This is a genomic window from Roseateles sp. GW821-FHT03B02 (genome assembly GCF_059421025.1).
The window spans coordinates 1-16,033 of the sequence record NZ_JBWKUV010000004.1 but is presented as its reverse complement, the minus strand read 5'-3'; the positions used below and the strand labels follow the sequence as shown (position 1 = coordinate 16,033).

The 16,033-nt window shown below is 62.9% G+C and carries 31 protein-coding genes; all 31 read right to left on the bottom strand.

Going from position 1 to position 16,033, the window contains the following annotated elements:
• Positions 1-68 precede the first annotated feature (68 nt).
• Entirely contained in the window at positions 69-458 is a 390-nt protein-coding gene (gene rplQ / locus AC07VX_RS12485; protein ID WP_493165037.1) for a 50S ribosomal protein L17, read from the bottom strand.
• Between the two features lie 103 nt (positions 459-561).
• Positions 562-1,551: a DNA-directed RNA polymerase subunit alpha gene (locus AC07VX_RS12480; RefSeq protein WP_056194188.1), complete on the bottom strand. Its 990-nt coding sequence runs from the start codon at positions 1,549-1,551 to the stop codon at positions 562-564.
• A 140-nt stretch (positions 1,552-1,691) separates the two neighbouring features.
• Positions 1,692-2,315, bottom strand: a complete 624-nt coding sequence (rpsD, locus tag AC07VX_RS12475) for a 30S ribosomal protein S4 (protein ID WP_493165036.1) — start codon at positions 2,313-2,315, stop codon at positions 1,692-1,694.
• A gap of 237 nt (positions 2,316-2,552) precedes the next feature.
• Positions 2,553-2,957: a 30S ribosomal protein S11 gene (rpsK, locus tag AC07VX_RS12470; RefSeq protein WP_056194196.1), complete on the bottom strand. Its 405-nt coding sequence runs from the start codon at positions 2,955-2,957 to the stop codon at positions 2,553-2,555.
• 26 nt (positions 2,958-2,983) lie between these two features.
• Positions 2,984-3,349: a 30S ribosomal protein S13 gene (gene rpsM, locus AC07VX_RS12465; protein WP_132576742.1), complete on the bottom strand. Its 366-nt coding sequence runs from the start codon at positions 3,347-3,349 to the stop codon at positions 2,984-2,986.
• A 30-nt stretch (positions 3,350-3,379) separates the two neighbouring features.
• Complete coding sequence (gene rpmJ / locus AC07VX_RS12460) at positions 3,380-3,493, bottom strand: 50S ribosomal protein L36 (protein ID WP_056194202.1); 114 nt, start codon at positions 3,491-3,493, stop codon at positions 3,380-3,382.
• A gap of 60 nt (positions 3,494-3,553) precedes the next feature.
• Positions 3,554-3,772, bottom strand: a complete 219-nt coding sequence (infA, locus tag AC07VX_RS12455; protein ID WP_009855680.1) for a translation initiation factor IF-1 — start codon at positions 3,770-3,772, stop codon at positions 3,554-3,556.
• 61 nt (positions 3,773-3,833) lie between these two features.
• A complete protein-coding gene (secY, locus tag AC07VX_RS12450; protein WP_493165035.1) occupies positions 3,834-5,144 on the bottom strand; it encodes a preprotein translocase subunit SecY in 1,311 nt (436 codons plus the stop codon).
• A 27-nt stretch (positions 5,145-5,171) separates the two neighbouring features.
• A complete protein-coding gene (gene rplO / locus AC07VX_RS12445) occupies positions 5,172-5,603 on the bottom strand; it encodes a 50S ribosomal protein L15 (protein WP_439467384.1) in 432 nt (143 codons plus the stop codon).
• 24 nt (positions 5,604-5,627) lie between these two features.
• A complete protein-coding gene (gene rpmD / locus AC07VX_RS12440) occupies positions 5,628-5,810 on the bottom strand; it encodes a 50S ribosomal protein L30 (protein WP_056194210.1) in 183 nt (60 codons plus the stop codon).
• 14 nt (positions 5,811-5,824) lie between these two features.
• Positions 5,825-6,346 carry a 30S ribosomal protein S5 gene (gene rpsE / locus AC07VX_RS12435; RefSeq protein WP_056194212.1) on the bottom strand — a complete coding sequence of 174 codons (522 nt, stop codon included), beginning with the start codon at positions 6,344-6,346 and terminating at the stop codon, positions 5,825-5,827.
• A 16-nt stretch (positions 6,347-6,362) separates the two neighbouring features.
• Entirely contained in the window at positions 6,363-6,722 is a 360-nt protein-coding gene (gene rplR, locus AC07VX_RS12430) for a 50S ribosomal protein L18 (protein ID WP_493165034.1), read from the bottom strand.
• Between the two features lie 11 nt (positions 6,723-6,733).
• Entirely contained in the window at positions 6,734-7,267 is a 534-nt protein-coding gene (rplF, locus tag AC07VX_RS12425) for a 50S ribosomal protein L6 (protein WP_493165033.1), read from the bottom strand.
• A gap of 17 nt (positions 7,268-7,284) precedes the next feature.
• The gene (rpsH, locus tag AC07VX_RS12420) at positions 7,285-7,680 is read right to left on the bottom strand and encodes a 30S ribosomal protein S8 (protein WP_056194221.1); all 396 of its coding nucleotides are present in this window, start codon (positions 7,678-7,680) and stop codon (positions 7,285-7,287) included.
• A 23-nt stretch (positions 7,681-7,703) separates the two neighbouring features.
• The gene (rpsN, locus tag AC07VX_RS12415) at positions 7,704-8,009 is read right to left on the bottom strand and encodes a 30S ribosomal protein S14 (protein ID WP_233374013.1); all 306 of its coding nucleotides are present in this window, start codon (positions 8,007-8,009) and stop codon (positions 7,704-7,706) included.
• Positions 8,010-8,017: 8 nt separating this feature from the next.
• Positions 8,018-8,557 carry a 50S ribosomal protein L5 gene (rplE, locus tag AC07VX_RS12410; protein ID WP_493165032.1) on the bottom strand — a complete coding sequence of 180 codons (540 nt, stop codon included), beginning with the start codon at positions 8,555-8,557 and terminating at the stop codon, positions 8,018-8,020.
• Between the two features lie 10 nt (positions 8,558-8,567).
• On the bottom strand, positions 8,568-8,882 hold the full coding sequence (gene rplX, locus AC07VX_RS12405) for a 50S ribosomal protein L24 (protein WP_493165031.1): 315 nt from the start codon (positions 8,880-8,882) through the stop codon (positions 8,568-8,570).
• A 23-nt stretch (positions 8,883-8,905) separates the two neighbouring features.
• Positions 8,906-9,274, bottom strand: a complete 369-nt coding sequence (gene rplN / locus AC07VX_RS12400) for a 50S ribosomal protein L14 (RefSeq protein WP_056194233.1) — start codon at positions 9,272-9,274, stop codon at positions 8,906-8,908.
• Positions 9,275-9,533: 259 nt separating this feature from the next.
• Positions 9,534-10,043: a peroxiredoxin gene (locus tag AC07VX_RS12395; RefSeq protein ID WP_493165030.1), complete on the bottom strand. Its 510-nt coding sequence runs from the start codon at positions 10,041-10,043 to the stop codon at positions 9,534-9,536.
• Positions 10,044-10,138: 95 nt separating this feature from the next.
• Positions 10,139-10,408, bottom strand: a complete 270-nt coding sequence (gene rpsQ, locus AC07VX_RS12390) for a 30S ribosomal protein S17 (RefSeq protein ID WP_132576752.1) — start codon at positions 10,406-10,408, stop codon at positions 10,139-10,141.
• Positions 10,405-10,605 carry a 50S ribosomal protein L29 gene (gene rpmC / locus AC07VX_RS12385; protein WP_310273048.1) on the bottom strand — a complete coding sequence of 67 codons (201 nt, stop codon included), beginning with the start codon at positions 10,603-10,605 and terminating at the stop codon, positions 10,405-10,407. The genes rpsQ and rpmC overlap by 4 nt, the downstream gene beginning before the upstream one ends.
• A gap of 11 nt (positions 10,606-10,616) precedes the next feature.
• The gene (gene rplP / locus AC07VX_RS12380) at positions 10,617-11,033 is read right to left on the bottom strand and encodes a 50S ribosomal protein L16 (RefSeq protein WP_056194244.1); all 417 of its coding nucleotides are present in this window, start codon (positions 11,031-11,033) and stop codon (positions 10,617-10,619) included.
• A 2-nt stretch (positions 11,034-11,035) separates the two neighbouring features.
• Complete coding sequence (rpsC, locus tag AC07VX_RS12375) at positions 11,036-11,899, bottom strand: 30S ribosomal protein S3 (RefSeq protein ID WP_119046638.1); 864 nt, start codon at positions 11,897-11,899, stop codon at positions 11,036-11,038.
• Positions 11,900-11,913: 14 nt separating this feature from the next.
• Positions 11,914-12,243, bottom strand: coding sequence for a 50S ribosomal protein L22 (gene rplV, locus AC07VX_RS12370; protein WP_088484479.1), 330 nt, complete (start codon positions 12,241-12,243; stop codon positions 11,914-11,916).
• A gap of 12 nt (positions 12,244-12,255) precedes the next feature.
• Positions 12,256-12,534, bottom strand: coding sequence for a 30S ribosomal protein S19 (gene rpsS, locus AC07VX_RS12365; RefSeq protein ID WP_056194250.1), 279 nt, complete (start codon positions 12,532-12,534; stop codon positions 12,256-12,258).
• Between the two features lie 10 nt (positions 12,535-12,544).
• The gene (gene rplB, locus AC07VX_RS12360; RefSeq protein WP_493165029.1) at positions 12,545-13,369 is read right to left on the bottom strand and encodes a 50S ribosomal protein L2; all 825 of its coding nucleotides are present in this window, start codon (positions 13,367-13,369) and stop codon (positions 12,545-12,547) included.
• Positions 13,370-13,684 (bottom strand): 50S ribosomal protein L23, encoded by a 315-nt coding sequence (rplW, locus tag AC07VX_RS12355; protein ID WP_056194256.1) that lies wholly within the window; start codon positions 13,682-13,684, stop codon positions 13,370-13,372.
• Entirely contained in the window at positions 13,681-14,301 is a 621-nt protein-coding gene (rplD, locus tag AC07VX_RS12350; RefSeq protein WP_422009917.1) for a 50S ribosomal protein L4, read from the bottom strand. Before rplD ends, rplW begins: the two co-directional genes overlap by 4 nt.
• Positions 14,301-14,972: a 50S ribosomal protein L3 gene (gene rplC, locus AC07VX_RS12345; protein ID WP_310273060.1), complete on the bottom strand. Its 672-nt coding sequence runs from the start codon at positions 14,970-14,972 to the stop codon at positions 14,301-14,303. Before rplC ends, rplD begins: the two co-directional genes overlap by 1 nt.
• A gap of 265 nt (positions 14,973-15,237) precedes the next feature.
• Positions 15,238-15,549 carry a 30S ribosomal protein S10 gene (rpsJ, locus tag AC07VX_RS12340; protein ID WP_056194266.1) on the bottom strand — a complete coding sequence of 104 codons (312 nt, stop codon included), beginning with the start codon at positions 15,547-15,549 and terminating at the stop codon, positions 15,238-15,240.
• A gap of 64 nt (positions 15,550-15,613) precedes the next feature.
• On the bottom strand, positions 15,614-16,033 hold a 420-nt coding region (locus AC07VX_RS12335; RefSeq protein WP_493165028.1), incomplete at its 5' end, for an EF-Tu C-terminal domain-related protein.

Below are 16,033 nucleotides of genomic sequence, written 5' to 3'. Positions count from 1 at the left end.
CTGTCTGCGCCGCACGGACGCAAAAAAGCCCGCACGAGGCGGGCTTGGCAGATCAGCGCGGGCTGAGCTTATTCGGCGGTTTCGCCGGCAGTCTCGCCCTCGGGGCGGTCCACCAGTTCGACGAAGGCCATGGGCGCGTTGTCGCCGACGCGGAAGCCCATCTTCAGGATACGGGTGTAGCCGCCCGGGCGGTTCGCGAAACGCGGGCCCAGTTCGTTGAAGAGCTTGCCGACGATGTCGCGGTCGCGCAGGCGGTCGAAAGCCAGGCGGCGGTTGGCCAGCGTGGGCTCCTTGGCGAGCGTGATCAGGGGCTCAACGACGCGGCGCAGTTCCTTGGCCTTGGGGACCGTGGTCTTGATGGCTTCGTGCTCGAGCAGAGACACGCACATGTTGCGCAGCATGGCAGCGCGGTGAGCGCTGGTGCGGTTGAGTTTGCGGAGGCCGTTACGGTGACGCATGGTGCTGTTCCTTTCACTTCGTTAATGCCGCCAGCCGGATCAGGTACTGGCGGGTGCACCGGGTGGCGTTTGTCAACGCGCCACCCATTTCTTCAAATCAATATCAGCGCTTGTCCAGACCTTGCGGGGGCCAGTTTTCCAGACGGGCGCCGAGGGTGAGGCCGCGGGAAGCCAGGACTTCCTTGATCTCGTTGAGCGACTTGCGACCCAGGTTGGGGGTCTTCAGCAGCTCGGTCTCGGTTCGCTGGATCAGGTCGCCGATGTAGTAGATGTTTTCGGCCTTCAGGCAGTTGGCCGAACGCACGGTCAGTTCGAGCTCGTCGACCGGGCGCAGCAGGATCGGGTCGAAGCTGCTGGAACGCTGGGCCGGCTGGTCGAAGGCGTCGACCAGGTCGGTGCCTTGCAGCTGGGCGAAGACGGCGAGCTGCTCAACCAGGATCTTGGCCGAGGCACGGATCGCTTCCTCGGGCGAGATGGCGCCGTTGGTTTCGATTTCCATGACCAGCTTGTCCAGGTCGGTACGCTGCTCGACGCGGGCGTTTTCGACGGCGTAGCTGACGCGCTTGACGGGCGAGAACGAGGCGTCGAGGACGATGCGGCCGATGCTCTTGGTCGGCTCGTCGCCGAAGCGGCGCATCGTGCCGGGCACGTAGCCGCGGCCCTTTTCAACCTTGATCTGCATGTCCAGCTTGCCGCCTTGCGACAGGTGGGCGATGACGTGCTCGGGGTTGATGATCTCGACGTCGTGCGGGGTCTGGATGTCGGCCGCCGTGACGGGGCCTTCGCCTTCCTTGCGCAGGACCAGGGTCACTTCTTCACGGTTGTGAAGGCGGAAGACGACGCCCTTGAGGTTCAGCATGATGTGAACCACGTCCTCTTGCACGCCGTCGATGGCCGAGTACTCGTGCAGCACGCCGGCAATCGTCACTTCCGTCGGCGCATAACCCACCATCGACGAGAGCAGCACACGGCGCAGGGCATTGCCCAGGGTGTGGCCGTAGCCGCGTTCGAACGGCTCCAGCGTGACCTTGGCGCGATGACCGCCCAGGGGCTCCACATTGATGGACTTGGGTTTGAGCAAGTTGGTTTGCATGAGGTCTTTCTTTCAATACCCTCGGTTCGTTACACCGATAAGGCTGAGGACCAGCCGGGCAGAGCCTTCGAAGGGCTGTGATGCCCGGACGAGGAAACGCCGACCGCGCCCATAGCAGGCGTGGTCGGCGGGGGGAACGATTAACGCGAGTACAACTCGACGATCAGCGATTCGTTGATCTCGGCACCGAACTCATCGCGGTCCGGGGCCTTCTTGAACACGCCTTCGAGCTTGGTGCCGTCGACGGCCACCCAGGCCGGCAGGCCGATGGAGTCGGCGAGCTTGAACGACTCGGTCACGCGCAGCTGCTTCTTGGCCTTTTCGCGCACGGCGACGGTGTCACCGGCCTTGACCAGGTAGGAGGCGATGTTGACGACCTCGCCGTTCACCGTCACGCCCTTGTGCGAAACCAGCTGACGAGCTTCTGCGCGGGTGGAGCCGAAGCCCATACGGTAGACGACGTTGTCCAGGCGCGATTCCAGCAGTTGCAGCAGGTTCACGCCGGTCGAGCCCTTGCGGCGCTCGGCTTCGGCGAAGTAGCGGCGGAACTGACGCTCCAGCACGCCGTACATGCGCTTGACCTTCTGCTTTTCGCGCAGTTGCAGGCCGAAGTCAGACGTGCGCTGACCCGAGGTACGGCCGTGCTGGCCGGGCTTGCTGTCGAACTTGGCCTTGTCGCTGATGGCGCGGCGGGCGCTCTTCAGGTAGAGGTCGGTGCCTTCGCGGCGGGAAAGTTTGGCCTTGGGGCCGAGGTAGCGTGCCACTTTGAGTGTCCTTGTTCAATCTGACGCCAGGGGTTGCCTGACGCGAGTCCAGCCGGTGTTTTTATGGGCTTGGACGGTGGGCTTATGAGCGCAACTCCAAAGTGGAGCCGACTCAAGACTGAAGCCGGCGCGGCACAAAGTGCCCGCCGGCTCCGGGAAAACGAGCGATTATCGCACCGTCATCCGAATCTGCAATATCCCTGTCACCTGAAGGTGAACGGACTCAGATACCGGAGCTTAGATGCGGCGACGCTTCTGCGGACGGCAGCCGTTGTGCGGCACGGGCGTCACGTCAGAGATCGAGTTGATGCGGATGCCCAGCGCTGCCAGAGCACGCACCGACGACTCGCGACCCGGGCCCGGGCCCTTGATCTTGACGTCGAGGTTCTTGATGCCTTGCTCTTGAGCGGCACGGCCGGCCACTTCAGCCGCCACCTGGGCTGCGAAGGGCGTCGACTTGCGCGAACCCTTGAAGCCTTGGCCGCCCGACGAAGCCCAGGACAGGGCGCCGCCTTGACGGTCGGTGATGGTGATGATGGTGTTGTTGAACGAGGCGTGGACGTGCGCGATGCCGTCAGCAACGTTCTTGCGGACCTTCTTGCGAACGCGCTGAGCCGCCGAATTGTTGGGAGCCTTTGCCATATTGACCTTCTTTCAGTTCGGGCAGCTTACTTCTTGCCGGTCGCAGCCGACTTGCGCGGACCCTTGCGGGTGCGGGCGTTCGTACGGGTGCGCTGGCCACGCATCGGCAGGCCGCGGCGATGACGGAAACCGCGGTAGCAGCCGAGGTCCATCAGACGCTTGATGTTGATGGACTGCTCACGGCGCAGATCGCCCTCGATGGTCAGCTTGTTGACTTCATCGCGGATCTTTTCGAGATCGCCGTCGGTCAGGTCCTTGACCTTCTTTTCGAACGGAATGCCGCAGGTCGTGCAGATCTTCTGAGCGGTCGTACGGCCAATGCCGTAGATCGAGGTCAGGCCGATCTCAGTGTGCTTTTGCGGCGGAATGTTGATACCAGCAATACGTGCCATGGTGGTCCTCTAGTCCTGTCGTGCGGCCAATTAGCCCTGGCGCTGCTTGTGGCGCGGGTCGGTGCAGATCACACGCACCACGCCCTTGCGGCGGATGATCTTGCAATTGCGGCACATCTGCTTCACGGATGCCGAAACTTTCATGGTCTGCTCCTTGGCCTAACTCTTATGCGCTCTTGACGCGTTCCCGGGGGTTCAAACAGCTCACTTCGCCCGGAACACGATGCGAGCACGACTCAAATCGTAGGGTGTCAGTTCCACGGTCACCTTGTCGCCAGGCAGGATGCGGATGTAGTGCATACGCATCTTGCCGGAGATGTGACCGAGAACGACATGCCCGTTCTCCAACTTGACCCTAAACGTGGCATTGGGGAGGTTCTCGAGAATCTCGCCCTGCATCTGAATGACGTCGTCTTTCGCCATGCCGTACGTCTAGGAGTGGGTTGTTGAATTCAATCTTGGTTAACGATCAGCTCGCTGCCCCTCAGTTGGGCTTGAAGCTGGCCTTCTTCAGCAGCGATTCGTACTGCTGACTCATGATGTAGCTCTGCACCTGAGCCCAGAAGTCCATCGTCACGACGACGATGATCAACAGGGATGTGCCACCGAAGTAGAACGGAACGTTGTACTTCAGCGTCAAGAATTCCGGCAGCAGGCAGACCAGCGTGATGTAGATCGCACCAGCCAGCGTCAGCCGCGACAGGATCTTGTCGATATGCTTGGCCGTCTGCTCGCCCGGTCGGATGCCCGGGATGAAGGCGCCGCTCTTCTTCAGGTTGTCTGCGGTCTCACGGCTGTTGAACACCAGCGCCGTGTAGAAGAAGCAGAAGAAGACGATGGCAGCCGAGTACAGCAGCACATAAATCGGTTGGCCCGGGCTGACCATACTGGCCAGGTCCTTCAGCCAGCGCAGGCCGTCACCGGTCGCGAACCAACTCACCACCGTCGTCGGCAGCAAGATGATGGACGACGCGAAGATCGGCGGGATCACGCCCGACATGTTCAGCTTCAGCGGCAGATGCGACGACTGGCCGCCGTACACCTTGTTGCCGACCTGGCGCTTGGCGTAGTTCACCAGAATCTTGCGCTGACCACGCTCGACGAAGACGACGGCGTAGGTCACCAGCACGACCAGCGAGATCACCACCAGCGCCGAGCCGTAACCCATCGCGCCGGTACGCACCAGCTCGAACAGACCGCCGATCGCACCCGGCAGACCTGCAGCGATACCGCCGAAGATCAGGATGGAAATGCCATTGCCCAGGCCACGCTCGGTGATCTGCTCACCCAGCCACATCAGGAACATCGTGCCGGCCACCAGGCTGGACACCGCGGTCAGGCGGAAGCCGAAGCCCGGATTCAGCACGAGGCCGGCAGAGCCTTCCAGCGCCAGCGCGATCGACAGGCTCTGGAACAGAGCCAGCCCCAGCGTCGCATAGCGCGTGTACTGGGTGATCTTGCGGCGACCGGCTTCGCCTTCCTTCTTCAGCTGCTCCAGCGTCGGCACGACGTAGGTCATCAGCTGCAGAACGATGGAAGCCGAGATGTAGGGCGTGATGCCCAACGCGAACACGGTGAAGCGCGACAGCGCACCGCCCGAGAACATGTTGAACAGGCTCAGGATGCCACCGGCCTGACCCTTGAAGAATTGGGCCAGCTGGTTCGGGTCGATACCGGGCACGGGGATGTGTGCCCCGATGCGGTAGACGACCAGAGCCAGCAGCAGGAACACAAGCCGGCGACGCAGGTCGCCGAACTTGCCGCTCTTGGCCAGCTGATTCGCGTTGGTAGCCACGCTGAGTCAGTTCCTTGTGCGCTTGACTTAGGCGACCGAGCCGCCAGCCGCCTCGATGGCCGCCTTGGCGCCCTTCGTGGCGTTCACGCCCTTCAGCGTGACCTTGCGCTCGATAGCGCCGGACAGGATCAGCTTGACCGACTTGGCCAGCTGAGGCACCAGGCCGACGGCCTTCAGTGTCGACACGTCGATCTCGTCGCCGGCCAGACCTTGCAGGTCCGACAGCGTGATCTCGGCGTTGTACTTCAGCGTCAGCGACTTGAAGCCACGCTTGGGCAGGCGACGCTGCAGCGGCATCTGACCGCCTTCGAAGCCGACCTTGTGGTAGCCACCAGCGCGGGACTTCTGACCCTTGTGGCCGCGACCTGCGGTCTTGCCCAGGCCCGAGCCAATGCCACGGCCGACACGGCGCTTGGCATGCTTGGAGCCCTCTGCGGGCTTGATCGTGTTGAGTTCCATCGTCTTGTCCTTTGCGTGCCGTGCTTAGAGCACCTGCACCAGATAGGCGATCTTGTTGATCATGCCGCGCACTGCGGGCGTGTCTTCCAGAGTGCTTTGGCTGTTCAGCCGACGCAGACCCAGGCCGACCACGGTGGCACGGTGCGAGGCGCGGCAGCCGATGGGGCTACGCACCAGCTTGACCGTCACGGTTTTCTTGTCAGACATGTTGTGCTCCGCGATCAGTTGAAGATTTCTTCAACCGTCTTGCCGCGCTTGGCAGCGACAGAGGCCGGCGTCGTCGAACGCTTCAGGGCGTCCAGCGTGGCGCGGACCATGTTGTACGGGTTGGTCGAACCGTGGCTCTTGGTCACGATGTCGGTCACGCCCATCACTTCGAAGACAGCGCGCATCGGGCCGCCGGCGATGACGCCAGTACCGGCAGGAGCCGGAGCCATGATGACGTGAGCAGCACCGTGCTCGCCCACCACGTTGTGGTGGATGGTGCCGTTCTTCAGGCTGACCTTGACCATATTGCGGCGAGCCGACTCCATGGCCTTCTGCACGGCGACCGGCACTTCCTTGGCCTTGCCCTTGCCCATGCCGATGCGGCCATCGCCATCACCGACCACGGTCAGAGCGGCGAAGGACAGCGTACGGCCACCCTTCACAACCTTGGTCACGCGGTTGACCGCGATCATCTTTTCCTTCAGGCCGTCGTCGTTGCCTTCAGCCTGGGCGCCGCGGGGTTGAAACTTTGCCATTTCGTATTCCTATGCGTCAGAACTGCAGACCGGCTTCGCGAGCCGCTTCGGCCAGGGCCTTGACACGGCCGTGGTAGGCGAAGCCCGAGCGGTCGAAAGCGACCTTCTCGACGCCGGCAGCCTTGGCCTTCTCGGCGATCAGCTTGCCGACCAGCGTGGCGGCAGCGACGTTGCCGCCATTGCTGCTCAACTGTTCGCGAACCGCCTTCTCGGCGGTGGAGGCTGCAGCCAGCACCTTGTCGCCATCTTCCGAGACGACTTGGGCGTAGATGTGCAGATTGGAGCGGAACACCGTCAGACGGGCCACGCGCTGGATCGCAATGCGAGCGCGGGTCTGGCGCGAACGACGCAGGCGTTGTTCTTTCTTGGTCATCATGGCGCTGCTCCTTACTTCTTCTTGGTCTCTTTGATGGTGACCTTCTCATCCGAATAACGGATGCCCTTGCCCTTGTACGGCTCGGGGGGACGGAAGGCACGCACCTCAGCGGCGATCTGGCCGACGACCTGGCGGTCAGCACCCTTGATGACGATTTCCGTCTGGGTGGGGCACTCGACCTTGATGCCGGCCGGCATGTCCTTCACCACCGGGTGAGAGAAACCGATCTGCAGGTTGAGCTTCTGACCCTGGGCCTGGGCACGGAAACCCACGCCGACCAGGTTCAGCTTCTTCTCGAAGCCCTTGCTGACGCCGTTGACCATGTTGGCCACCAGGGCGCGCATCGTGCCGCTCATCGCATCGGCTTCGGCCGATTCGTTCACGGGCACGAAGCTCAGCTTGCCGGCTTCGTTCTTGACGGTGACGAGCTTGTTCGACGGACGCACCAGCGTGCCGAGCGAGCCCTTGACGCTGATCGATTCAGCAGCGACGGTCACATCCACGCCTTGCGGGACGTTGACCGGCATTTTTCCAACGCGGGACATTGTTCCTACTCCTTCGCTTAGGCGACGTAGCAGAGGACCTCGCCACCGATACCGGCAGCGCGGGCCTTGCGGTCCGTCATGACGCCTTGCGGGGTCGTCACAATCGCCACGCCCAGGCCATTCATGACCTGAGGAATGTCGTGGCGGCCCTTGTAGATGCGCAGGCCGGGGCGGCTGACGCGCTCGATACGCTCGATGACCGGGCGGCCGGCGTAGTACTTCAGCGCGATTTCCAGCTCGGGGCGAGCAGCTTCACCGCGGACGGCGAAATCATCGATATAGCCTTCGTCCTTCAGGACCTTGGCAATCGCCACCTTCAGCTTGGACGACGGCATGGCAACGCTCGTCTTTTCGACGATCTGCGCGTTGCGGATGCGGGTCAGCATATCGGCGATGGGATCACTCATGCTCATTTGCGATATCTCCTATCAGCCGATTACCAGCTGGCCTTGACGACACCAGGGATGTCGCCCTTGAAGGCCAGTTCACGGATCTTGTTACGGGCCAGGCCGAACTTGCGGAAGGTGCCACGCGGACGACCGGTCAGCTCGCAGCGATTGCGCAGGCGAGTGGGGTAGGCATTGCGGGGCAGCTTTTGCAGCTCGAGGCGGGCGGCGTAGCGCTCTTCCTCGGACTTCTTGCTGTCGTCGATGATGGCCTTCAGTTCGGCGTACTTCTTGGCGAACTTGGCGACCAGCGCCTCGCGCTTCAGCTCACGTTGTTTGATCGAGAGTTTTGCCACGGGTCACCTCAGTTCTTGAACGGAAACTTGAACGCAGCCAGGAGAGCCTTGGCTTCGTCGTCCGTCTTGGCAGTCGTCGTGATGCTGATGTTCAGACCACGCAGAGCATCCACCTTGTCGTACTCGATTTCGGGGAAGATGATTTGCTCTTTGACGCCGATGTTGTAGTTGCCGCGGCCGTCGAAAGAGCGGCCGGAGATACCACGGAAATCGCGAACGCGCGGCAGCGCGATCGTCACGAAGCGGTCCAGGAATTCATACATCTGGACGCCGCGCAGGGTGACCATCGCACCGATGGGCACGCCGTCGCGGATCTTGAAGCCGGCGATGGCCTTCTTGGACTTCGTGACGACCGGCTTCTGGCCGGCGATCTTGGTCAGGTCGCCCACGGCGTGGTCCATGACCTTCTTGTCGGCGACAGCCTCGCTCACGCCCATGTTGAGCGTGATCTTGGTGATGCGCGGCACTTCCATGACCGACTTGTAGCCAAACTTTTCGGTCAGGCCGGGCACGATTTTTTCGCGGTAATGCGTTTGAAGACGAGCCATGTCGGACCTCTTAAGCCTTGATCTCTTCGCCGGTCGACTTGTAGACGCGCACCCGCTTGCCGTCGACGAGCTTGACGCCCACGCGATCGGCCTTGCCGGAGGCGGCGTTGAAGATCGCCACGTTGGATTGATGGATGGGCATGGTCTTGTCGACAACGCCGCCGGTGGTGCCCTTCATGGGATTGGGCTTGACGTGCTTCTTGACGACATTGATGCCGTCAACGACCACATGGTCTTCGTCAGTGCGGGCGGACACGGTGCCGCGCTTACCCTTGTCGCGGCCGGTCAGCACAATGACCTGGTCGCCGGTACGAATCTTGTTCATGGCTTACCTCAGACAGTGGGGGCTCAAAGCACCTCGGGCGCCAGCGACACGATCTTCATGAAGCGCTCGGTACGCAGTTCACGCGTGACCGGGCCGAAGATACGGGTGCCGATGGGCTCCAGCTTGGCGTTGAGCAGCACGGCGGCATTGCCGTCGAACTTGACGAGCGAGCCGTCTTGGCGGCGAACGCCCTTGGCGGTGCGAACGACCACGGCGCTGTAGACCTCGCCCTTCTTCACGCGACCACGCGGGGCAGCTTCTTTGATGCTGACCTTGATGATGTCGCCGATGTGCGCATAGCGACGCTTGGAGCCGCCCAGCACCTTGATGCACTGAACGGACTTGGCGCCAGTGTTGTCCGCGACATCAAGCCGCGATTGCATTTGGATCATGTCTGTCCCCAACTTGCCCCGAGTTGCAGCTGAGCTGCGCGTCGGTCAGTCTTGGGCCCGTAAGTCAAACAGCTCGGGGCATTGCGCCACTTGCTGCCCAACGGTTGAGGGCGGATCCGAAGCCAGCATGGGCCCTTGCGTAGCAAGAGCACTGGCGTTCGGCGAAGCTGCGCATTATGCAGTGAGAACCCTTGGGCCGTCAATGCCTGTCGCAGAAGTTTTTGCTGGGGCCGGTTTGCGAGCCCCAGCGGTCGTCAGATCAGCCGGCCTTGGCCTGGCTCAGCATCGTGCCCGCGTCGCTGACCTCGAACTTGCCGGGACCTTCGACGTTCAGCGTCTTGACCACGCCGTCCTTGACCAGCATGGAGTAGCGCTGCGAGCGCAGGCCCATGCCTTTGGCCGTCAGGTCCAGCGTCAGGCCGGTGGCCTGGGCGAAGGCGGCACTGCCGTCGGCCATCATGCGGACCTTGCCGGCCGTCTTCTGGTCGCGGCCCCAGGCGCCCATGACGAAGGCGTCGTTGACCGAGACACACCAGATCTCGTCGACACCGGCGGCCTTCAGGGCCGCTGCGGATTCGACGTAGCCAGGCACATGCTTGGCGGAGCAGGTCGGCGTGTAGGCGCCGGGCAGGCCGAAGATGGCGACGGTCTTGCCGGCCGTGGCCTTCTCGATGTCGAAGCTGTTGGGGCCGAGGGTGCAGCCCTCGCCTTCCACTTCGATGAATTCCTGCAGGCTGCCCGCGGGCAGCTTGTCGCCAACCTTGATCATGGTGTCGCTCCTGATTGAGTGTTCTGAAAATGAAAAACCGACGCGCCAGTTGCCCAGCGCGCCGGTTGTGCAGCGGTCATGCGACCGGTGTCTTCTTAGACGATCTCGGCCTTCTCGACCAGGCGGGTCACGACCCAGCTCTTGGTCTTGGAGATCGGACGGCCCTCACTGATCTCGACGACGTCGCCCATCTTGTACTCGCCCTTTTCGTCGTGGGCGTGGTACTTGCGGGAACGGGCCACGATCTTGCCGTAGAGCTCGTGCTTGGCGCGACGCTCGACCAGGACGGTGACCGTCTTGGCGCGCTTGTCGCTGACCACGCGACCCACCAGGGTGCGGGTGTTCTTCACTTGGGCCTCAGTCATTTCGTGGCCTCCTTCTTCTTTTGTGCCAGAACAGTCTTGGCACGCGCGATGTCGCGGCGGGTCTTGCCCAGCTGGCTGTGGTTGGTCAGCTGCTGGGTGGCCTTTTGCATGCGCAGGCCGAAGTGGGCCTTCAGCAGGTCGGTCACTTCCTTCTCGAGGGCAGCGACGTCCTTGGCGCGGAGTTCAGATGCTTTCATGGTGTCCTTCCTCAGGTACCGACCTGGCGGGCCACGAAGGTGCAGCGCAGGGGCAACTTGGCTGCGGCCAGCGTGAAGGCTTCACGAGCGAGTTGCTCGGGAACGCCGTTGACCTCGTAGATCACCTTGCCCGGCTGGATCTCGGCGACGTAGTACTCGGGGTTGCCCTTGCCGTTACCCATCCGGACTTCGGCGGGCTTTTGCGAGATGGGCTTGTCCGGGAACACGCGGATGAAGATCCGGCCGCCGCGCTTGATGTGGCGCGAGATCGCGCGGCGAGCCGCTTCGATCTGGCGGGCCGTCAAACGGCCGCGCTCGGTGGCCTTGAGGCCGAAATCACCGAAAGACACCGCAGCACCTCGGGTCGCAACACCAGTGTTGCGGCCCTTCTGCTCCTTGCGGTATTTACGACGAGCGGGTTGCAGCATGCTTATTCTCCTTTGGCCTCACCGCCGGCTGCGGGGACCTTGCGGACCACGCGCTTGGCAGCGGGCTTGGCTGCGTCACCCGTGGGGGCGGCGGCAGCGGGCTGATCTGCTCCGTCACGCGGGCCACGGTCGCCACCCGGGCGGCCACGGCCACCGGGAGCGCCCGGACGGGCGTTACGGCGCGGGCGACGATCGTCTTCGGCGCCTGCGGGGGTGTTGATGACCGGAGCCTCGCCATTGGCCAGGCGGTCACCGCGGTAAACCCAGACCTTGACGCCGATGACGCCGTAGGTGGTCTTGGCTTCGGAGAAGCCGTAGTCGATGTCGGCCTTCAGGGTGTGCAGGGGCACACGACCTTCGCGATACCACTCGGTACGCGCGATTTCGATGCCGTTCAGACGACCTGCGCTCATGATCTTGATGCCCTGGGCACCCAGACGCATGGCGTTCTGCATCGCGCGCTTCATGGCGCGGCGGAACATGATGCGCTTTTCGAGCTGCTGGGTGATCGAGTCGGCGATCAGCTGGGCATCGACTTCAGGCTTGCGCACTTCTTCGATGTTGACGGCGACGGGCACGCCCAGACGCTTGGTCAGCTCAGCCTTCAGCGCTTCGATGTCTTCACCCTTCTTGCCGATCACGACGCCCGGACGAGCCGAGAAGATCGTGATGCGGGCGTTCTTGGCGGGACGCTCGATCAGGATGCGCGAGACGGCGGCGTTCTTGAGCTTGGCCTTCAGGTAGTCGCGAACCTGCAGATCTTCAGCCAGCATGGTGGCGAAGTTCTGGTTGTTCGCGTACCAGCGCGAAGCCCAGTTACGGGTGACAGGAAGGCGGAAGCCAACCGGATGGATTTTCTGTCCCATAGTCTTCTTGCGCCTTAGTTGCCGACAGCCACGAAGATGTGGCAGGTGGGCTTGCTGATGCGGTTGCCGCGGCCCTTGGCGCGAGCCGAGAAGCGCTTCAGCGTGGCACCCTGTTCGACGTAGATCGAGGTGACCTTGAGTTCATCGATGTCAGCGCCGTCGTTGTGCTCGGCGTTGGCGATGGCGCTTTCCAGCGCCTTCTTGATGATCAGGGCAGCCTTCTTCTGGGTGAAGGTCAGGATGTTGAGGGCGTGGTCCACCTTCTTGCCGCGGATCATGTCGGCCACGAGGCGGCCCTTGTCACACGACAGGCGGACGCCGCGGACGATTGCTTTGGTTTCCATCGTCTCTAGTCCTTACTTCTTCCCGGCCTTCTTGTCGGCCGGGTGGCCCTTGAAGGTGCGGGTCAGTGCGAATTCACCCAGCTTGTGGCCGACCATCTGGTCGGACACATAGACCGGCACGTGCTGCTTGCCGTTGTGCACGGCGATCGTCAGACCGATGAACTCGGGCAGGATCGTCGAGCGGCGCGACCAGGTCTTGATGGGCTTCTTGTCTTTGATGGCAACAGCCTTGTCGACCTTGGCCATCAGGTGGTGGTCAACGAAGGGGCCCTTCTTCAGCGAACGAGTCATGGCCTAGCCCTTACTTCTTGCGACGCGAGACGATGAACGTCTGCGTGCGCTTGTTGTTGCGAGTGCGGTAGCCCTTCGTCAGGGTGTTCCACGGCGACACAGGGACCTGGCCCTCGCCGGTGCGGCCTTCGCCACCACCGTGCGGGTGATCCACCGGGTTCATCGCCACACCGCGAACGGTCGGACGGATACCCTTCCAGCGGATCGCGCCGGCCTTGCCGTATTGGCGCAGGCTGTGCTCTTCGTTGCTCACTTCACCGATGGTGGCGCGGCAGTCGATGTGCACGCGGCGGACTTCGCCGGAGCGCAGGCGGATCTGGGCGTAGACGCCTTCACGAGCCATCAGGACGGCGGAGGTGCCGGCCGAACGGATCATCTGGGCACCCTTGCCAGGCTGCAGCTCGATGCAATGGATGGTTGAACCCACCGGGATATTGCGGATCGGCAGCGTGTTGCCAGCCTTGATCGGCGCTTCCGAGCCGCTCAGCAGGGTTGCGCCAACTTCGAGACCGCGCGGGGCGATCACGTAGCGGCGTTCGCCGTCGGCATACACCACGAGCGCGATGTGGGCGGTGCGGTTCGGGTCGTACTCGATGGTCTCGACCTTGGCCGGAATGCCGTCCTTGTTGCGCTTGAAGTCGACCACGCGGTAGTGGTGCTTGTGACCACCGCCCTTGTGGCGAATCGTGATGTGACCGTTGTTGTTGCGGCCGGAGTTCTGCTTCTGCGGCTCAAGCAGCGCTGCGTGGGCCGCGCCCTTGTGCAGATGCTTGTGAACCACCTTGACGACGCCACGGCGGCCGGGCGAAGTCGGCTTGACTTTGACGATGGCCATTTACGCGGCCTCCCCGGAGAAATTGAGCTCTTGACCGGCCTTGAGGGCCACGTAGGCCTTCTTGACGTGGTCGCGGCGGCCGGCACGGCCACCAAAGCGCTTCGTCTTGCCCTTGACCTGGACGACGTTGACCGACTCGACCTCAACCTTGAACATCAGTTCAACAGCGGCCTTGATTTCGGGCTTGGTGGCGTCGCGCAGGACCTTGAACAGGACCTGGTTGTGCTTCTCGGCAACTTGCGTGGCCTTCTCGGACACGATGGGCGCGAGCAGCACGGAGGCCAGACGGCCCTCGGAATACTTGGGGGCGCTCATGCCAGCATCTCCTTGAGTTGCTCGACCGCAGCCTTGGTCACCAGCACCTTCTTGTAGAAGACGAGGGACAGCGGGTCGGCGTAGCGCGGCTCGACGACCAGCACGTTGGCCAGGTTGCGCGAAGCCAGCAGCAGGTTGTCATCGACGATGTCGGAGATGACCATCACCGAGTCCAGGCCCATGGCCTTGAACTTGGCGGCCAGCAGCTTGGTCTTGGGGGCTTCGACCGAGATCGAATCCACCACGGCCAGGCGGCCTTCACGGGCCAGCTGCGACAGGATGGCAGCCATGCCGGCGCGGTACATCTTCTTGTTCAGCTTGTGCGAGAAGTTCTCGTCAGGCATGTTCGGGAAGATGCGACCGCCCCCGCGCCACAGCGGCGACGAGGTCATACCGGCGCGAGCGCGGCCGGTGCCCTTCTGGCGGAAAGGCTTCTTGGTCGAGTGATGGACCTGTTCACGGTCCTTCTGGGCGCGGGTGCCTTGGCGGGCGTTGGCCTGGAAGGCCACGACCACCTGGTGCACCAGGGCTTCGTTGTAGTCGCGAGCGAAGACGGTGTCAGGCGCGTCCACCTTGCTGGTGGCCTGACCCTGCTCGTTCAGGAGCTCGAGCTGCATCAGTTGGCTCCCTTCTTGACTTTGACCTTGACGGCCGGGCGAACGACGATGTGGCCGTTCTTGGAACCCGGGACCGCACCGCGGACCAGCAGCAGTTGACGAGCTTCGTCAACGCGCACGATGTCCAGGTTCTGGGTGGTGACGGTTTCGTCGCCCATGTGGCCGGTCATCTTCTTGCCCGGGAACACACGACCCGGGTCTTGCGCCATGGAGATCGAGCCCGGCACGTTGTGCGAACGGCTGTTACCGTGCGACGCGCGCTGCGAGCTGAAGTTGTGGCGCTTGATGGTGCCTGCGAAGCCCTTGCCGATGGACGTGCCCTGCACGTCGACCAGCTGGCCGGCGGCGAACAACGTCACCGGAACGGTCGCGCCAGCCTTGTACTGGGCAGCGACGTCGGCTTCGACGCGGAATTCCTTGAGGATTTCACCGGCTTCGACACCCGCCTTGGCGAGGTGGCCGGCTTCAGGCTTGGTGACGCGCGAAGCTTTGCGCGTACCGAACGCCACCTGGATGGCGCTGTAGCCGTCGGTCTCTTGGGTCTTGACCTGGGTCACGCGGTTGTTGGACACGTCCAGCACCGTCACGGGAATGGCATCGCCATCGTCCGTGAAGATGCGCATCATGCCCACCTTGCGGCCCAGCAAACCGAGACGGTTGCTCAGACTCATGTTTTTCTCCAGCCCCGTCGGCTTTCGCCTTGGAAGCTATTGCGAACACCCGACATCGATTGGCCGGGCTGACCTGTGCGATATCTCTTGCGAAACACCGCGCGAATAACCGGGCAGGCAGGAGCCAACCCGGAAAAGCTGGCGAGTATAGCCTGCGGGATAGCCCTGATGCAAGCGTTAGCACCTCAGACAGCACAAAAGACAAGACCCCGGCCTGTCGAGACAGGGCCGGGGCCTTGATTTCGCAAGCCCGAAGGCCTGGGAATTACTGCAGCTTGATTTCGACGTCGACGCCCGCGGGCAGGTCGAGCTTCATCAGCGCATCGACCGTCTTGTCGGTCGGGTCGACGATGTCCATCAGACGCTGGTGGGTGCGGATCTCGAACTGGTCGCGGCTCGTCTTGTTGACGTGGGGCGAACGCAGGATGTCGAAACGCTCCATGCGCGTCGGCAGGGGCACGGGACCCTTGACGATGGCGCCGGTGCGCTTCGCGGTCTCGACGATTTCGAGGGCCGACTGGTCGATCAGCTTGTAATCAAACGCCTTCAGGCGGATGCGGATCTTTTGCTTTTGCATGACGATTCCTTAAAGAGCGGGGTGAGCGCCGAACGGAGTCCGCCCGGCGCACGTCACGCGGTGATTACTCGAGGATCGTGGCGACGACGCCCGAACCGACGGTGCGGCCACCTTCACGGATGGCGAAGCGCAGGCCGGTTTCCATGGCGATCGGGGCGATCAGCTTCACGGTGATGCCGACGTTGTCGCCGGGCATGACCATTTCCTTGTCCTTGGGCAGCTCCACGGCACCGGTCACGTCCGTCGTGCGGAAGTAGAACTGGGGACGGTAGTTGTTGAAGAACGGGGTGTGGCGGCCGCCCTCTTCCTTGCTCAGAACGTAGATCTCAGCGGTGAAGTGGGTGTGGGGCTTGATGGTGCCGGGCTTGGCCAGCACCTGGCCGCGCTCGACGTCTTCACGCTTGGTGCCGCGCAGCAGGATGCCGACGTTGTCGCCTGCCTGACCTTGGTCCAGCAGCTTGCGGAACATTTCGACGCCCGTGAC

Bases quoted from the DNA above. Each gene is read 5' to 3' on its own strand.
- rplD (WP_422009917.1), bottom strand. From the start codon at position 14,301: ATGCAGCTCGAGCTCCTGAACGAGCAGGGTCAGGCCACCAGCAAGGTG.
- rplX (WP_493165031.1), bottom strand. From the start codon at position 8,882: ATGAACAAGATTCGTACCGGCGACCAGGTCATTGTGCTGACCGGCCGC.
- rpsH (WP_056194221.1), bottom strand. From the start codon at position 7,680: ATGAGCATGAGTGATCCCATCGCCGATATGCTGACCCGCATCCGCAAC.
- rpsC (WP_119046638.1), bottom strand. From the start codon at position 11,899: ATGGGACAGAAAATCCATCCGGTTGGCTTCCGCCTTCCTGTCACCCGT.
- rplN (WP_056194233.1), bottom strand. From the start codon at position 9,274: ATGATCCAAATGCAATCGCGGCTTGATGTCGCGGACAACACTGGCGCC.
- rpsM (WP_132576742.1), bottom strand. From the start codon at position 3,349: ATGGCACGTATTGCTGGTATCAACATTCCGCCGCAAAAGCACACTGAG.
- AC07VX_RS12480 (WP_056194188.1), bottom strand. From the start codon at position 1,551: ATGCAAACCAACTTGCTCAAACCCAAGTCCATCAATGTGGAGCCCCTG.
- rplQ (WP_493165037.1), bottom strand. From the start codon at position 458: ATGCGTCACCGTAACGGCCTCCGCAAACTCAACCGCACCAGCGCTCAC.
- rpmJ (WP_056194202.1), bottom strand. From the start codon at position 3,493: ATGAAAGTTTCGGCATCCGTGAAGCAGATGTGCCGCAATTGCAAGATC.
- rplC (WP_310273060.1), bottom strand. From the start codon at position 14,972: ATGAGTCTGAGCAACCGTCTCGGTTTGCTGGGCCGCAAGGTGGGCATG.
- rpsJ (WP_056194266.1), bottom strand. From the start codon at position 15,549: ATGCAAAAGCAAAAGATCCGCATCCGCCTGAAGGCGTTTGATTACAAG.
- rplW (WP_056194256.1), bottom strand. From the start codon at position 13,684: ATGAGCGCCCCCAAGTATTCCGAGGGCCGTCTGGCCTCCGTGCTGCTC.
- rplF (WP_493165033.1), bottom strand. From the start codon at position 7,267: ATGTCCCGCGTTGGAAAAATGCCGGTCAACGTCCCGCAAGGCGTGGAT.
- rpsQ (WP_132576752.1), bottom strand. From the start codon at position 10,408: ATGACTGAGGCCCAAGTGAAGAACACCCGCACCCTGGTGGGTCGCGTG.
- rplB (WP_493165029.1), bottom strand. From the start codon at position 13,369: ATGGCCATCGTCAAAGTCAAGCCGACTTCGCCCGGCCGCCGTGGCGTC.
- AC07VX_RS12395 (WP_493165030.1), bottom strand. From the start codon at position 10,043: ATGATCAAGGTTGGCGACAAGCTGCCCGCGGGCAGCCTGCAGGAATTC.
- rplV (WP_088484479.1), bottom strand. From the start codon at position 12,243: ATGGAAACCAAAGCAATCGTCCGCGGCGTCCGCCTGTCGTGTGACAAG.
- rpmD (WP_056194210.1), bottom strand. From the start codon at position 5,810: ATGTCTGACAAGAAAACCGTGACGGTCAAGCTGGTGCGTAGCCCCATC.
- infA (WP_009855680.1), bottom strand. From the start codon at position 3,772: ATGGCGAAAGACGACGTCATTCAGATGCAGGGCGAGATTCTCGAGAAC.
- rplE (WP_493165032.1), bottom strand. From the start codon at position 8,557: ATGGCTCGTCTTCAAACGCATTACCGCGAAAAAATCGTGCCCGGCCTG.
- rpsK (WP_056194196.1), bottom strand. From the start codon at position 2,957: ATGGCAAAGGCTCCCAACAATTCGGCGGCTCAGCGCGTTCGCAAGAAG.
- rplP (WP_056194244.1), bottom strand. From the start codon at position 11,033: ATGCTGCAACCCGCTCGTCGTAAATACCGCAAGGAGCAGAAGGGCCGC.
- rpmC (WP_310273048.1), bottom strand. From the start codon at position 10,605: ATGAAAGCATCTGAACTCCGCGCCAAGGACGTCGCTGCCCTCGAGAAG.
- rpsS (WP_056194250.1), bottom strand. From the start codon at position 12,534: ATGACTCGTTCGCTGAAGAAGGGCCCCTTCGTTGACCACCACCTGATG.
- rpsE (WP_056194212.1), bottom strand. From the start codon at position 6,346: ATGGCAAAGTTTCAACCCCGCGGCGCCCAGGCTGAAGGCAACGACGAC.
- rplR (WP_493165034.1), bottom strand. From the start codon at position 6,722: ATGATGACCAAGAAAGAACAACGCCTGCGTCGTTCGCGCCAGACCCGC.
- rplO (WP_439467384.1), bottom strand. From the start codon at position 5,603: ATGGAACTCAACACGATCAAGCCCGCAGAGGGCTCCAAGCATGCCAAG.